The organism is Jeotgalicoccus marinus DSM 19772 (assembly GCF_000425825.1).
Taxonomy (GTDB): domain Bacteria; phylum Bacillota; class Bacilli; order Staphylococcales; family Salinicoccaceae; genus Jeotgalicoccus; species Jeotgalicoccus marinus.
The window spans coordinates 12,240-25,789 of record NZ_AUEE01000007.1 but is presented as its reverse complement, the minus strand read 5'-3'; the positions used below and the strand labels follow the sequence as shown (position 1 = coordinate 25,789).

The window sequence follows — 13,550 nt, the reverse complement described above, 5'->3', positions numbered from 1 at the left end:
CTAGCGACTTCCTTTCGGTATATTAATATTTATAACGGTCCCTTGACCTTCACTTGTTCTTATATCAAACTGTCCCTGCATATTCATTGTCCGTTCCTTCATATTAGACAATCCATGACTAAATTGATCGGTCGTTGAAGGATCAAATCCTCGTCCGTCATCTTGAATGGATATATCTATACATGATTCATCATTAGAAATTAAAATTTTTACAGCGCTTGTTTTTGCATGTTTTCTGACATTATTCATACCTTCTTGAATGATTCTGTAAATTTCTATCTCCATTTTATCTGGAACATTGTAAAAACCACTTACAGATACATGGACTTCAAGCTGCAAAATCTTCCCGTAATTTTTAATTGCCTCAACAATACCATTTTCTAAGCCAATCGGTTTAAGTTGCCAAATCAATGCTTTCATCTCTTCCATGGCGTATTTAGCAGTATCCTCTATTCGAGTAAAAGCCATGGCAGATTGTTTTGTGTCTTTTATAGCTTGAGCTGCATGAGACGTAATACCAATAGAAAATAACATTTGGTTAACTGAGTCATGCAGTTCTCTAGCGAGTCGTTGACGCTCTTGAATAATCATGTTCTCTCTTTCTCTCACGGTTAAGTCCAAACGTTTTAAGGAAGACCCTAATTGGAATGCAACTGATTCTAATAGATCGAGTTCATCTTTTTGAAACTCTTTGGTCGATGGTGTCGCAACGTTTAAAAGACCGAAGGTTTCATCACCAGACATTAATGGTACTGTAGCGTGATGGGTAAAATCACTATTCTCATACGGTCTTTCACGAGCGGCTCTTTCTAATCTAGAACATGCGACTATATTGGTTGCCTTAGATAGTTCGTTCTTATTAAATTTATTGACACACCAGCACTTGTCCTGACATAAATAACGATTATCATCGTATTCTAACGAAGGTGGTAATTGATAATGTGCGCTAAGTTCATGTACACCGCGTTCATTAATAAAGAAGATCCATCCAGTTTCAAATATAGAATGATTAATGAGTAGTTTCAAAGCACCATCTATCATGGACTGACGATGTGTCTCTGCATTTAGAAACTCTGCGATATCTTTTAATAATTGAAGTTTACTTTTCATAATGTTCACCACACAGATAAGATATTGTAAGAAATTTGTTACACTTGAGATTAGTATTATCACTTATAATATAACAGTAGGTTACAAAAAAATAACGAAGGGATTGACTAACAATGAAAAACAACAGGTTGTTCACTCAACTAATTTTCATCGTTTCATTGTTCGCCACACTCGGATCACTGTACTTTAGTGAGATTCGTCTGTATGAACCATGTGAAATGTGTTGGTATCAACGTATACTTATGTATCCAATTGTAATCTTGTCATTAATTGGCGTAATCAAGGAAGATAATAATGTGAGACTCTACGCCAGAGTGATGAGTGGAATTGGTATATTAGTCTCTACATACCATTATGGCCTACAAAAAATCCCTGCACTTGGTGAGAGCGCCAACGCTTGTATGGGTGTTTCTTGTACAGTACAATATATAAATTGGGGTGGATTTATTACCATTCCCCTACTTGCACTGACAGCATTTATCATTATTTTTATTTTATCATTCTTTATTAAAAAAGATTAAAGAGGAGAATTATTAAATGGGAAACAAAGTATTTTACGGGATTATTGCCCTGATTGTAGTAGTGTTTATAGCCATTTTCATTGTAGTAAGTAATCAGTCGAGTGATCCAGAATCATTAAGTGAGAGTGGGTACTACCCATACACTGATAAAGAACCAGACGAATTGAGCGGTCCAACAATTGACACTCTTGATAACGAGGATTACCAATCAAACAAAACACCAGCTGAAGTAGAAGAAATTGTTAATTCTGGTGAAGGTGAATTCGTTTATTTCTGGAGTCCAACATGTGTACACTGTCAAGAAGCAACTCCGATGTTAACTGATGCACTTGATAATATTGACAATGAAGTTACACAACTTAACGTATTGGAATACGACCAAGCTTGGGAAACATATGGTATCAACGCGACACCAACTTTAATTTACTTTGAAGATGGAGAAGAAGTTGAGCGTTTAGAAGGTAACCCAGGATCCACTGAAGGTTTTGAAGAGTTCATGACTGCTGCAGCAGGCGAATAATATGAAATTTATACTTCAAGAAAAGTTCAATGGTAAATCCATTGAATCTGTCCTGATTGAGTGTCATGTGCCTAAAAAAGAATTGCACTGGCTACGCATGTCTAAAGATATAAAAGTAAACAATGAAGTTCGAAAACTGACAGATACTGTTGTCACTGGAGATCGAGTGGATTTACCAGACTTTAATCACAAGAGTAATTACAAAGAAAGTGGTCAGCAAGCAAAGATTGTCTTTGAAGATGACAACCTTCTTGTTGCTCAAAAATCCGCTGGTCAAAAAGTACATCCCAATGATCCAGGTGAACATAATACATTAGTGAATGACGTTATTTCATCAACAATTAGTCCCTATGTTGAACCAGTTCATCGACTTGATGTTGATACAAGTGGTATCGTACTATTTGCAAAAAATGCATACATGAAGAAAATATTGGACTATATGTTAGCGAAAAATGAAATCGAACGCATTTATAAAGCACATGTGAAACTCGGTAGTAAAATCAATAAACAAACAGTTAATGCACCGCTCGGACGTAAACCACATACCAATCTTTACCATGTGACTCGTGAAGGTAAAACCGCAATCACTCACATCATAGAAGTGAAAAAGTTAAAGCACTATGAAGAATTAACTGTCGAATTAGAAACAGGCAGAACCCATCAAATTCGAGCACATCTTAAACAATTAAACGCTCCGATTATCGGTGACAAACTATACGGTGGACCAACTTCACCATATATGCATCTCTACGGTTACCAGGTTTTATTTACCAATCCCTTAAGTGGAGAAAAAGTTAATGTAACAATGGTTAAAGACTAAGAAAGACGACTGGCATGTGTCAGTCGTCTTTCTCTTAAAGTAGTATATTAACTATTAATTATTCATTCAATATATATCCTATTTTCTAAAACGACTCTTGATACGTTGTAGTATATTACTACTCTCATCTAACATTTCCGTTTTCTTCTCTTCACCATTTTCAATGGCACGCTTCATCAACTCTTCTTGGACACTTAATGGCGGTAAATCATTCTTCACATACTCATAAGTACCATCTGAAAGTTGTCTACGAGCCTTTGTATTATCTCGTAAATAAAGTTCGTTGATTTCAAGTAGTTCATCCACTATTCTTGGATCATTAATCGGGAACAGTATTTCTACACGTTTAATCATGTTCCTTGTCATAATATCTGCAGATGAGAGATACATGTTTCTCTCACCATTATTATAGAAGTAATAAATTCTTGAGTGTTCAAGGAAGCGTCCCACAATACTGATTACAGTAATGTTATCACTGACACCTTCTATGCCAGGTTTCAAGCAACATATGCCACGAATAACAAGATCAATTTTAACGCCTTCTTGAGAAGCTTCTAGCAACTTATCAATAATTTTCTTATCTGTTAAAGAGTTCATTTTGGCATATATATAACCATTACCATGAGTTTTGTGACTTTCAATTTCTCGGTCAATTCGCTCTGAGAATAAATCTCTTATTTCAAATGGTGCAACATGTAATTTTTTATACTCTGGTTTTAATGAGTATCCACTTAAGTAGTTAAAGAAGTTTACAGCATCATCGCCAATATCTGGGTCAGTCGTAATAATCCCCATATCCGTGTACAATTTTGCTGTCGAATCGTTATAGTTACCCGTACCTAAGTGTACAAACTTAACAATTTTCTTATTCACTTTTTTAACGACTAAAGTAATCTTACTATGCGTTTTTAAGTAGTTCATGCCGTAAATAACATGACAACCCGCATCTTCCAATTCTTTCGCCCAGTGGACATTATTTTCCTCATCAAATCTTGCCTTTAATTCAACTAATACGGTCACTTGCTTACCGTTCTCCGCAGCGAGCTTTAATGATTCGATAATCGGTGAATCACTTGAAACACGGTATAGCGTCTGTTTAATAGCAAGCACATCCTTATCATTGGCCGCTTCTTGAACGAATTCAACAATTGGCTTGAAGGATTCATATGGGTGGTGGAAGAAAATATCCTCTTTCAATGTTGTTTCATACACATTTCTATTCCCTAAAAACTTAGCTGGCTGTGGGAAGAATGGTTTAAATACCAGATTTGGAAAACGATTCTTCAGGTCACTAACAAGTTCAAATAGGAATGTTAAATCTAATGGTCCATCAAATCGATACACATCCTCAGGATGTAATGATAACTGTTCTTCTAAGAAGGAACCGTTGATTGTTTCATCTCTACTACGATCAATCTCTAGACGTACTGCCGCACCTTTTGTTCGTTCTTTTAAGAAACGCTCAATTTCAATTAATAGGTCAGCGGCACCCTCTTCATGAATGGTCAAGTCAGCATTTCTAGTAATTCGGAACGGGAAAGTTCTTTCAATTTTATAACCATTAAATAGTTTATGAACATATTCATTAATGATATCTTCAGCCAAGACAAAATACGTCTTATTATCTTCATGCAACTCAAAATAACGTCTTATGACAGTGGGCAACTGAACAATTGCTGTCTGTTTACCGACTTCATTAGAAAGATCGACAAATAAGTTTATTTTTTTGTTCATTAGTTTTGGAAAAGGTCGATATGCATCGATACCTAGTGGTGTTAAAGACGGTAATATCTGATCATCAAACAACTGCTCCAACTGTGTTTGAAGTGCTTTTGAAAGCTCAGACGGCCGCTTTATAAAAACATTCAATTTCTCTAATTCACCAATTAAACTGTGATAAGTTTCATATTGAATTCGGCAATTTTCACGGTTTAATTCACCGATACCTTGAAGCTGTTCTTCAGGTGTCATCCCAGTTTTCGTATCAGGTTCTGCATAATTCATTTTCACTTGGTCTTTAAGCCCAGCCACTCTAACCATAAAAAATTCATCGAGGTTGGAACTTGTAATTGCGACAAATTTAAGTCTTTCGAGAAGAGGATTACGTAAATCACTTGCTTCTGCTAATACTCTATAATTAAATCTCAACCAGCTGAGCTCTCTGTTATTATAATATGATTTATCGTTTAATTTATAAGTCATTTGTATCCTCCTAACCTCGATTATTATAGCGCATGAATATTAAGATTCTGTAAATTCAATCCATAATTTTTCACCAAGTATCTTCTCAAAATGTTTCTTTTGTCTAAGTGCATAATACTCTTCGGCAATAGGGTCCCCATTGTATTTAACAGTCAGTGTATAACCATCATCGGTCTTAGTCAGTCGGAGACTATCCACAATACCTGTATTAGAAATATTTAAAGCGTTTGAGAATTTAACGAGTGAACCAAGTGACTGAATTTCACTCATTTCATCATCGTCGAACCATCCTGTTTCCTTAGCGTAAAAATCGAGTAAGGATTTGTTTTTAAAACTTGCTATCAATGCTAAACGGACACGATTTTTATGAGTGATACCATTGATATTTGAATTAGATATCAGATAATAAGTATGTTGACTAGAAGCATCTCGATCAATAAAATCTCCAAGATAGTATATGCTAGCAGCTTGTTTCATAATCATTTTAGTTGTTCTAGATAAGTTCAAAATGTCATACCGTTCTAACTGATGGTAGAGACGGTCCACTATCTCAGTACGCTTCTTAGAATCATTTTCATCGATATTAAAATCATTGGTTAGTTGACTGATCGAATCATCAAACACCCTATATTTATTAAAGGCAACTGGGTAATCTCGGCTAATGATTTTCATTGCCATACCCTCTCTTAGCCCTTTTCTACTAAACTTAAATTCATTTGAATCAACAATATCTAACAATGAACTGAAAACAAGGTTCGCAGGTAAAATCAAATCTGCTCTATCCTTACTCAAGCCATCGATATCATCCATATCATCAGTCTCTGTGTTTTTTAATAACTTATAGACATCATTTAAATCGCTCTTAGTCATTGTATAACCATGAACACCAGCGATAGGGTATGATGTCATCGACTGGTGAATGCGAGCAATGTTTCTCGCACTCCCACCAATCGCAACAATCGGTACATTTCGGTCTAATAACCAATTCACTTTTTTAAACTGTTCTTCGATGAATTTCTTAGCCTCTTTGATTGCCTTCTTGTCATTGTGATCTTTGTCAGTGAAGAAATCACGACTCAAGGTAACCGCACCAAATGGTAAGCTCGTTTTATAAATTAAATTCTTATCTTCGTAGTAGGTTAACTCTGTACTTCCCCCACCAATATCAATCGTCACCGCGTCATAATAGCTGATAGTATGAACAGCAGCTTCATATCCGAAGGTCGCCTCTTCATCACCTGTGATAATTTTTACATCGAGACCGAGCTCCGTATTTATGCGTTCGACGATTTCATCTCTGTTCTCTGACTGACGAATTGCAGCAGTAGCAACAGGGTAAATTTCATCAATATTGTACTTATCAGAAATTTGCTTAAAGCTTTTTAAGACTTTCATAAGTACGAGGATACCTTCTTCTGACATGTTCCCGTCTTTACCAATATATTGGGCAAGACGCGCAGGTGTTTTAATATTTCTTTCTTCTCTTAAACCATGTTCTTCAGTATATTCAAATATAACTAAACGAATCGTATTTGATCCGATATCAATTAAGCTGATTTTCTTCATTGAAAAACCCCTACTCTTTAGACTGAATCATATCTTCAGGTCGAATCCACTCATCAAATTGTTCCTCAGTCAATAAGCCTGATTCAATGGCAGATTCTTTAAGTGTAATACCTTTTGCATGTGCATTTTTAGCAATTTTCGCAGCATTTTCATAACCAATATGTGGATTTAAAGCCGTTACAAGCATCAATGAGTTATTTAAGTACTTATCGATATTTTCGTTAATCGGCTCAATACCTACAGCACAGTTATCATTAAAACTATTCATTCCATCTGCAAGTAAATAAATTGATTGTAAGGTATTAAATAGAATTACCGGTTTAAAGACGTTCAACTCGAAGTTACCTTGTGATGCACCAAATGATACTGCAGTATCATTACCGAATACTTGTGCAACAACCATGGTTAACATTTCTGACTGTGTTGGGTTCACTTTACCTGGCATGATAGAAGAACCAGGTTCATTTGCAGGTATTTCAATTTCAGCAAGTCCTGCTCGTGGTCCAGATGCTAACCATCTTACGTCGTTCGCAATCTTCATTAAATCTCCTGCAAGTGCTTTTAGGGCACCATGAACATAAACGACTTCATCGTATGATGTCAGTGCATGGAATTTATTTGGTGATGAAACAAATGGTAGATCAGTTTGTTTCCCAAGTTGTTCAGCAACCATTTTACCGAATTCTGGATGTGCATTAATTCCAGTACCAACAGCAGTACCACCAATTGCAAGATTAGTGAGTTGTTTTTTAGATTGATTGATAAGTTCTGTTGACTTTTCTAACATGTAAGACCAGCCAGAAATCTCTTGACCCAATGTCAGTGGTGTCGCATCTTGAAGGTGGGTACGCCCAATTTTAATTATATCTTTGAACTGCTCCTGTTTAGAAACGAGTGTGCCATGTAATTTAGCTAAAGCAGGTACGAGTTGACTCTCTACTGCCTGTAATAAGGCAACGTACATAGCAGTAGGATACGTATCATTCGAAGATTGTGATTTGTTCACATCATCATTTGGATGTACGACTTCATCAATCCCTTTTTCTTTTAGATATTCGTTAGCAACGTAACTCACTACCTCATTTACGTTCATATTACTTTGTGTACCGCTACCTGTCTGCCATACAACAAGTGGGAAGTGCTCATCTAAGTCACGTGCAATCACACGGTCACAAGCATGAACAATTGCATCCTTTTTAGAATCTGATAATTTTCCTAGTTTATTATTAGAAATTGCTGCCGCTTTTTTTAAATGAGCAAAAGCAACGATCACCTCTATCGGCATCTTTTCTTTACCTACTGGAAAGTTCTGACGGCTTCTTTCTGTTTGTGCTGCCCAGTATTTATCTGCTGGTACTTTAATTTCACCGATTGTATCGTGCTCAATTCTAAATGACATAAAAAAATCCCCCCGAAATATAGTATTCACTTACTAGTTTATACTATATTTCAAAAGGATTCATTAACAAATATATTATGCAAATTTATATGTGTAATAATCGACGATATCACTATCTAAATCAGCAGCTGCATCTATATCAATTACAACTGTCACCATGCGGTGATTTTTAATTTCACTTAAACTACTACCACCATCAAGTGCCGCTTCATATAAAGCTCTGACTGCATCACTTGAATTTGAACCTGAGGCATAGACAAACAATTCTTTAGCCTTAAATAAGTCCTCATTGTCATTGTTAAAACCGACTTTTTTGTTGTCATTCAGATTTAAGACAGCAACATTAACTTTTTTCTTACCTTTACTGTCTAGATCATCAGCTGTACCACCTTCATCAATTTGTGAAGAAGGTAAATCTAATTTTTTAAATACTTCTAAGCCATCTTTACCCACTGCATAAAGTTGGATTTCAGATAAATCTGCAGGGTGATTACGCAGTTCACCAACTAGTTTTTCATAGCTTCTTGATAATTCTACATTAGTATCTAATGCTAAAATACTTTCAGGATTATTGTGGATTTGTTTTCTGAGTAGATCTGCTAAAAACAAATCTGCGACTTCTTTAGATTCAAATATTTTAAAATTCATTGCCATTTTAATTTCCTCCAGTAATGTTCAGCTTCAAAAATAAGGTCATTTAAAATTATCTTACCCCAAAATCAAAACAATATAACCTATTCTATACAATATTATTTGATTTAAATGATAAAACCTCTTTTTTTGAAGTTGTCCTTTTTAATCTTGTCATTTTAGTTTATAATAAAGATAATTCAAGTAAAAGTAATGGGGGCAAATCTACAATGAAAGCATTTTTAATTCTGATGGTTTGTATTGCTTTCCTAACTTCAATTCTTACTGCTGGCCGCGAAACTACATGGGGCTACAAGGATGACGGGGAAACAAAAATTAGAGAATAGTTAAATAGCAATGCTATATTATTAACAGCCAAGTGTTCAAACTTGGCTGTTTTTCTTTTTACTCTAACTTTCTGAACCCTTTTAATTGAGAATCCTTATCAATCAAATGTATAATAAAGCTAACATAATGATGAGGAGTTAGATTTTATGCAAATTTATTGGACGTCACTTAAGAAAGTTATCGACGAGTCACCTACAGTAAAAACTTTTGTTTTTGAGTGCCCTAGCGACTACGACTGGGATGAAGGTGCACATATTCATTTAGCTTTTGAAGGTTTTAATGCAGGTGAGAAACCAGACCGAAGTCTAATCAGACATATGTCCATTTCAACAACGAACGATGAAAAAGATATTGGTATTACGACACGTATTAATGAAAACCCCTCTCTTTTTAAACGTAAATTAAATGAAATGCCTATCGGTGGTAAAGCTGCTATTTTTAAAACACATACAAACGTGCCTTTAAAACGCGAGAATAAAAAAATCTACATGCTTTCAGCTGGTGCGGGTTTAGCAACCTTACGGCCGTTAGCACTTAAATTTTTACAAGACCAATCCAACGTCAATAGCATTCAATCCTTAAACGTTGATTCTACTGGTCATTATCTCTTTACGGATATTTTCAATAATGAAGAAGTTGAAAAAATTACATCACACTTTGTTGATAATCGTGATGATTACTACAGTGAAGCAAACAAATTAATGGCTGATAAAGATGGTATATTCTACGTTGTCGGTAGTGATGAATTTCTAAAACAAAACATCGAAATCCTACTTAAAAATGGTATTCCAAAAGACCAAGTGATTCTCGATAAACACCCTGGACAAAGAGAGTCATTTATATAAAAAAGAGAGCTCATTGACCTGAGCTCTCTTTTTGACTTATTGACCTAAAAATCCTTGTTCTTTTAAGAACGCATCCACATCAAGTCTTTGTTTCTTACTAAGCATATTTAGGACTTGGTCACTCCACTTATCCGCACGTTCATTGTTAGTACGACTTCGATAGTAGTCACTAATACGCTGATCATACGCTTCAATATCGTCTTCAACTTCATCAATTTTATTATAAGTATTTTCATGGTATACCGCTTCAAATGGTAATCTCTCTTTTTGTGACCCTTCTGATTCAGGATGTCCTGTTACCATGCCAAACAGTGGGAAAGTCCCTTCAGGCAGCTCGAGAATCTCTGATACCTTTTCTACATCGTTACGTAGTGAACCAATATAGCAAATCCCTAAGCCCATGCTTTCTGCAGCAAGTGCCATATTTTGAGCCGCAAGAGATGCATCGACCACTCCTACGATAAGATTTTCTGTTTTATCGTAAGAAATTTCTTTATTTGCTTTTTTAGCAAGCTCCTTATGACGATAAAAATCAACGACAAAAACAAAGAGATGACCATTGTCTTCGACGTAACTTTGGGTACTAATATCTTTTAATGCTTTTTTCTTCTCAATATCCGTTACACCAACAATAGAATAAGCTTGAACGTAAGATGAAGTGCTGGCGCTTTGTGCTGCACCAACTAAGGTTTTTATTTCATCTTCGGTCAGTTTGGTATCTGTAAATTTTCTTAACGAACGGTGATTATTAATCAAATTAATGACTTCATTCATAGATGACGACCTCCTACTTTAAGTTTGGATAATTTTGTTGTCTTAGAGCTTCATAAACGAGTATACCGACTGTATTCGCGAGATTCAATGAACGTACTTTGTCCGTCATCGGTATTCTCATCAATGAATCTTTATATTCATCTTTTAACCAACCTGGTAAACCTTTCGTTTCTTTGCCGAATATAAAATAATGCGATTTGTCAAAATCAGAATAATCCATATCACTAAATGTTTGCTCACCAAACTTAGAAATCATATAGTACTTGCCTTCATTTTTTTCAAAAAATTCTTCGATTGAATCATACTCATATAGCTCTAGATCTTTCCAGTAATCTAACCCTGCACGTTTAACGTACTTATCTTCTAGACTAAATCCGTACGGCTTGATTAAATGTAGAGGTGTGCCTGTTGCAACACACGTTCTTGCTATATTGCCTGTATTTTGTGGAATTTCTGGTTGGTACAACACAACGTGATTCATATTTTTCCTTCTCCCTAAACTGCTTCTTGGATACCTAAGAGCATTTCTTTTTTTACATCTTCGTCAGTTTCTTCTTTGTATCTTTCATTAATATAATCTAATGCCTGATTACCTTCAATTTGTCCAATTGCCCAGTATGCCGTTCCCTTGATTACTGGTCTCGGATCGCTTTCTGCAACATCTTTAAGCAAGTCAACTGCATCTGTTTCCTTATAGTGGGCAAGGGCTAGAATTGCATTTCGTTGAATCGGTTTTTTTCCTCTCCAAACGCCAGCAAGATGCCCATACGTTTCTTTAAAATCTCTATTAGATATCTTTAATAAACTAGTGAGCTCTGGTTTCAATATTTCCGGTTCTAAGACGATGTCCTCATGATGCTCAGTGTTAATACCACGGTTTCTCGGACACACTTGTTGGCACGTATCACAACCATATAACCTATTGCCAATGACACCTCTATATTCTACCGGCATGAAACCTTTTGTCTGCGTTAAGAAAGAGATACATTTTTTAGAATCAAGTTGACCATCTCCTACGAGTGCACCTGTCGGACAACGGTCGACACAAATATTACAATCCCCACATGAATCTAGAAGTTCTTCATCTGCAGGGAATGGATAAGATACAATCATTTCACCTAGATACGAGTAAGTACCAAGTTTCGGATTAATTACAAAACCATTCTTTCCAATAAAACCAAGTCCGCTTCTTCTCGCGACTTCTCTGTCACTCAATACTCCAGTGTCCACCATAGATTTACACTCAACTGTTGGATCGAGTTCTTGAATGAAGGCTTGTAACTTATCGAGCCGAGATCTTAGTAAAGTATGGTAATCCATACCCCAAGATGCACGGGCAAAAATACCTCTACGTTCACCTTTTTTAGACTTGGGTGCATTCCTTAGACGATTCGGATAACCCACTGCAATCGACACAATACTTTGTGCACTCTCTAAGCTTCGCTTCGGGTCAGTACGTTCTTCGATTGTGCCGGTTTCAAAACCGGATTCATAGCCATTTTTATAGTAGTCGATAAGTTTCGCTTTGAACTCAGTAAAAGGTTCTGCTGTAGTAAAACCAATGTCATCGATTCCTATTGTTTTAGCATAATCAATCACCTTTTGTTTAAATTCATGACGATCCATAGAATCACCCCTATCCTGTTTATTATAACGTATTTTTAATCAACAATAGAAAATAAAGCCAGGGCACTTTACCCTGACTTCATCTACTTATTCTTATCATAATGCATTGCTTCTCTGATACGCTCAGGAATCATTACAATTTCAGCTTTCATATCCTCTGGCCTGAATGTCTTATCAATACATTGTTCCCAGTACTCAATATGCTTCTTATCAAGGTCTGACTCAGAAATTTGAATGTCAGAAGCTTCTTCTTGAACACTGTACCAATACAAGTACTCAACATCGTTAAACGCTTCACGAAATATTGTTTCTACAAACATCTTTTCGCCTTCTAAATTCATAAGCACATCGTCCATGTCGTTGTGCATGTAGTCAATCCACTCATCAACTAATTCACTTTTACCTTCTTTAACTCTGTACTTCGTCAATTCAACTTTCATTATTGCTCCCCTCTTCAATCATCAATATAATTAGGTTTGAACCTATGTATTTAAAATCCATAATAGAATGATTTTATATGTATTTTGCATTTATTATACCTACTGTATAATTTAGTGCAACGGATATCAAGAATTAACTGGAGGTTTTCTCATGAAACTTGTACTCGGTTCCAAATCCCCAAGAAGACAAGCGTTACTCAATCAACTTAATCTCCAATTCGATGTGGTCGATCCAGATGTTGATGAGAAACAAATTACTACAACTGATCCAGCAACTAAAGTTATCGAAACTGCTAAACTAAAAGCAGCAGCTTTACCCATTCATGAACAAACAATCAATATCACTGCAGATACAATCGTCAGCTATCAAAATGAAATTTTTGAAAAGCCGCAAGATCGTAAAGACGCTCGGAACATGCTTGAAACATTATCTGGCAACACTCATGAAGTGTACTCTGCTGTAATCTTAAAGTCAAGAGACTTTGAAGAAATTATTATTTCAAAAACTGAAGTTACTTTTTATACATTAACTTCCGATGAAATCAATAGATACTTAGATAGTGGCGAATATATAGATAAGGCTGGTGCATACGGTATACAAGCACTTGGTGTACAATTTGTTCAATCAATCCAGGGCGATTACAATACAATCGTTGGCCTACCATTAGGTGAAGTGTATCGTTTTCTTTCAAAATATATTTAAAAAATAAGACTGTGTGGGATTACCCACACAGTCTTATTGTGTTTTA

14 protein-coding genes are annotated in these 13,550 nt (G+C 35.7%); 5 read left to right on the top strand and 9 right to left on the bottom strand.

What is annotated here, in order from left to right; all coding sequences use genetic code 11:
- Complete coding sequence (locus H624_RS0104760; RefSeq protein ID WP_026866574.1) at nucleotides 1-1,110, bottom strand: GAF domain-containing sensor histidine kinase; 1,110 nt, start codon at nucleotides 1,108-1,110, stop codon at nucleotides 1-3.
- Between the two features lie 113 nt (nucleotides 1,111-1,223).
- Between H624_RS0104760 and H624_RS0104755 the strand changes: the two genes are divergently transcribed.
- The 3 genes from H624_RS0104755 to H624_RS0104745 are packed head-to-tail and all read left to right on the top strand — an operon-like array spanning nucleotide 1,224 to nucleotide 2,971.
- A complete protein-coding gene (locus H624_RS0104755) occupies nucleotides 1,224-1,631 on the top strand; it encodes a disulfide oxidoreductase (protein ID WP_026866573.1) in 408 nt (135 codons plus the stop codon).
- Between the two features lie 16 nt (nucleotides 1,632-1,647).
- The gene (locus H624_RS0104750; protein WP_026866572.1) at nucleotides 1,648-2,151 is read left to right on the top strand and encodes a thioredoxin family protein; all 504 of its coding nucleotides are present in this window, start codon (nucleotides 1,648-1,650) and stop codon (nucleotides 2,149-2,151) included.
- Between the two features lies 1 nt (nucleotide 2,152).
- Nucleotides 2,153-2,971, top strand: coding sequence for an RluA family pseudouridine synthase (locus H624_RS0104745; protein ID WP_026866571.1), 819 nt, complete (start codon nucleotides 2,153-2,155; stop codon nucleotides 2,969-2,971).
- A gap of 78 nt (nucleotides 2,972-3,049) precedes the next feature.
- Here the strand turns inward: H624_RS0104745 and H624_RS0104740 are convergent, their stop codons facing one another.
- The 4 genes from H624_RS0104740 to H624_RS0104725 form a co-directional block, all read right to left on the bottom strand.
- Nucleotides 3,050-5,173 carry an RNA degradosome polyphosphate kinase gene (locus H624_RS0104740; protein ID WP_026866570.1) on the bottom strand — a complete coding sequence of 708 codons (2,124 nt, stop codon included), beginning with the start codon at nucleotides 5,171-5,173 and terminating at the stop codon, nucleotides 3,050-3,052.
- 39 nt (nucleotides 5,174-5,212) lie between these two features.
- On the bottom strand, nucleotides 5,213-6,739 hold the full coding sequence (gene ppx, locus H624_RS0104735) for an exopolyphosphatase (protein ID WP_026866569.1): 1,527 nt from the start codon (nucleotides 6,737-6,739) through the stop codon (nucleotides 5,213-5,215).
- Between the two features lie 10 nt (nucleotides 6,740-6,749).
- On the bottom strand, nucleotides 6,750-8,138 hold the full coding sequence (gene fumC, locus H624_RS0104730) for a class II fumarate hydratase (RefSeq protein ID WP_026866568.1): 1,389 nt from the start codon (nucleotides 8,136-8,138) through the stop codon (nucleotides 6,750-6,752).
- A 75-nt stretch (nucleotides 8,139-8,213) separates the two neighbouring features.
- A complete protein-coding gene (locus tag H624_RS0104725) occupies nucleotides 8,214-8,792 on the bottom strand; it encodes a sugar phosphate isomerase family (protein ID WP_026866567.1) in 579 nt (192 codons plus the stop codon).
- Nucleotides 8,793-9,262: 470 nt separating this feature from the next.
- Between H624_RS0104725 and H624_RS0104715 the strand changes: the two genes are divergently transcribed.
- Nucleotides 9,263-9,961 (top strand): ferredoxin reductase domain-containing protein, encoded by a 699-nt coding sequence (locus H624_RS0104715; protein WP_026866566.1) that lies wholly within the window; start codon nucleotides 9,263-9,265, stop codon nucleotides 9,959-9,961.
- A gap of 36 nt (nucleotides 9,962-9,997) precedes the next feature.
- Here the strand turns inward: H624_RS0104715 and nfsA are convergent, their stop codons facing one another.
- The 4 genes from nfsA to H624_RS0104695 form a co-directional block, all read right to left on the bottom strand.
- Nucleotides 9,998-10,735, bottom strand: coding sequence for an oxygen-insensitive NADPH nitroreductase (gene nfsA / locus H624_RS0104710; protein WP_026866565.1), 738 nt, complete (start codon nucleotides 10,733-10,735; stop codon nucleotides 9,998-10,000).
- Nucleotides 10,736-10,748: 13 nt separating this feature from the next.
- Complete coding sequence (gene trmL, locus H624_RS0104705; protein ID WP_026866564.1) at nucleotides 10,749-11,216, bottom strand: tRNA (uridine(34)/cytosine(34)/5-carboxymethylaminomethyluridine(34)-2'-O)-methyltransferase TrmL; 468 nt, start codon at nucleotides 11,214-11,216, stop codon at nucleotides 10,749-10,751.
- A 14-nt stretch (nucleotides 11,217-11,230) separates the two neighbouring features.
- Nucleotides 11,231-12,361, bottom strand: coding sequence for a tRNA epoxyqueuosine(34) reductase QueG (gene queG, locus H624_RS0104700; protein ID WP_026866563.1), 1,131 nt, complete (start codon nucleotides 12,359-12,361; stop codon nucleotides 11,231-11,233).
- 83 nt (nucleotides 12,362-12,444) lie between these two features.
- Nucleotides 12,445-12,801, bottom strand: coding sequence for a DUF6176 family protein (locus tag H624_RS0104695; protein ID WP_026866562.1), 357 nt, complete (start codon nucleotides 12,799-12,801; stop codon nucleotides 12,445-12,447).
- A 151-nt stretch (nucleotides 12,802-12,952) separates the two neighbouring features.
- On the opposite strand from H624_RS0104695, the gene H624_RS0104690 reads away from it, so the two are divergent.
- Nucleotides 12,953-13,504 carry a Maf family protein gene (locus H624_RS0104690; RefSeq protein WP_026866561.1) on the top strand — a complete coding sequence of 184 codons (552 nt, stop codon included), beginning with the start codon at nucleotides 12,953-12,955 and terminating at the stop codon, nucleotides 13,502-13,504.
- The last annotated feature ends 46 nt before the right edge of the window (nucleotides 13,505-13,550 follow it).

Excerpts from the sequence above, each read along its gene's own strand:
- H624_RS0104755 (WP_026866573.1), top strand. The coding sequence starts at position 1,224 with ATGAAAAACAACAGGTTGTTCACTCAACTAATTTTCATCGTTTCATTG.
- H624_RS0104740 (WP_026866570.1), bottom strand. The coding sequence starts at position 5,173 with ATGACTTATAAATTAAACGATAAATCATATTATAATAACAGAGAGCTC.
- H624_RS0104725 (WP_026866567.1), bottom strand. The coding sequence starts at position 8,792 with ATGGCAATGAATTTTAAAATATTTGAATCTAAAGAAGTCGCAGATTTG.
- nfsA (WP_026866565.1), bottom strand. The coding sequence starts at position 10,735 with ATGAATGAAGTCATTAATTTGATTAATAATCACCGTTCGTTAAGAAAA.
- fumC (WP_026866568.1), bottom strand. The coding sequence starts at position 8,138 with ATGTCATTTAGAATTGAGCACGATACAATCGGTGAAATTAAAGTACCA.
- H624_RS0104745 (WP_026866571.1), top strand. The coding sequence starts at position 2,153 with ATGAAATTTATACTTCAAGAAAAGTTCAATGGTAAATCCATTGAATCT.
- H624_RS0104750 (WP_026866572.1), top strand. The coding sequence starts at position 1,648 with ATGGGAAACAAAGTATTTTACGGGATTATTGCCCTGATTGTAGTAGTG.
- trmL (WP_026866564.1), bottom strand. The coding sequence starts at position 11,216 with ATGAATCACGTTGTGTTGTACCAACCAGAAATTCCACAAAATACAGGC.
- queG (WP_026866563.1), bottom strand. The coding sequence starts at position 12,361 with ATGGATCGTCATGAATTTAAACAAAAGGTGATTGATTATGCTAAAACA.
- H624_RS0104760 (WP_026866574.1), bottom strand. The coding sequence starts at position 1,110 with ATGAAAAGTAAACTTCAATTATTAAAAGATATCGCAGAGTTTCTAAAT.
- H624_RS0104695 (WP_026866562.1), bottom strand. The coding sequence starts at position 12,801 with ATGAAAGTTGAATTGACGAAGTACAGAGTTAAAGAAGGTAAAAGTGAA.
- ppx (WP_026866569.1), bottom strand. The coding sequence starts at position 6,739 with ATGAAGAAAATCAGCTTAATTGATATCGGATCAAATACGATTCGTTTA.
- H624_RS0104715 (WP_026866566.1), top strand. The coding sequence starts at position 9,263 with ATGCAAATTTATTGGACGTCACTTAAGAAAGTTATCGACGAGTCACCT.
- H624_RS0104690 (WP_026866561.1), top strand. The coding sequence starts at position 12,953 with ATGAAACTTGTACTCGGTTCCAAATCCCCAAGAAGACAAGCGTTACTC.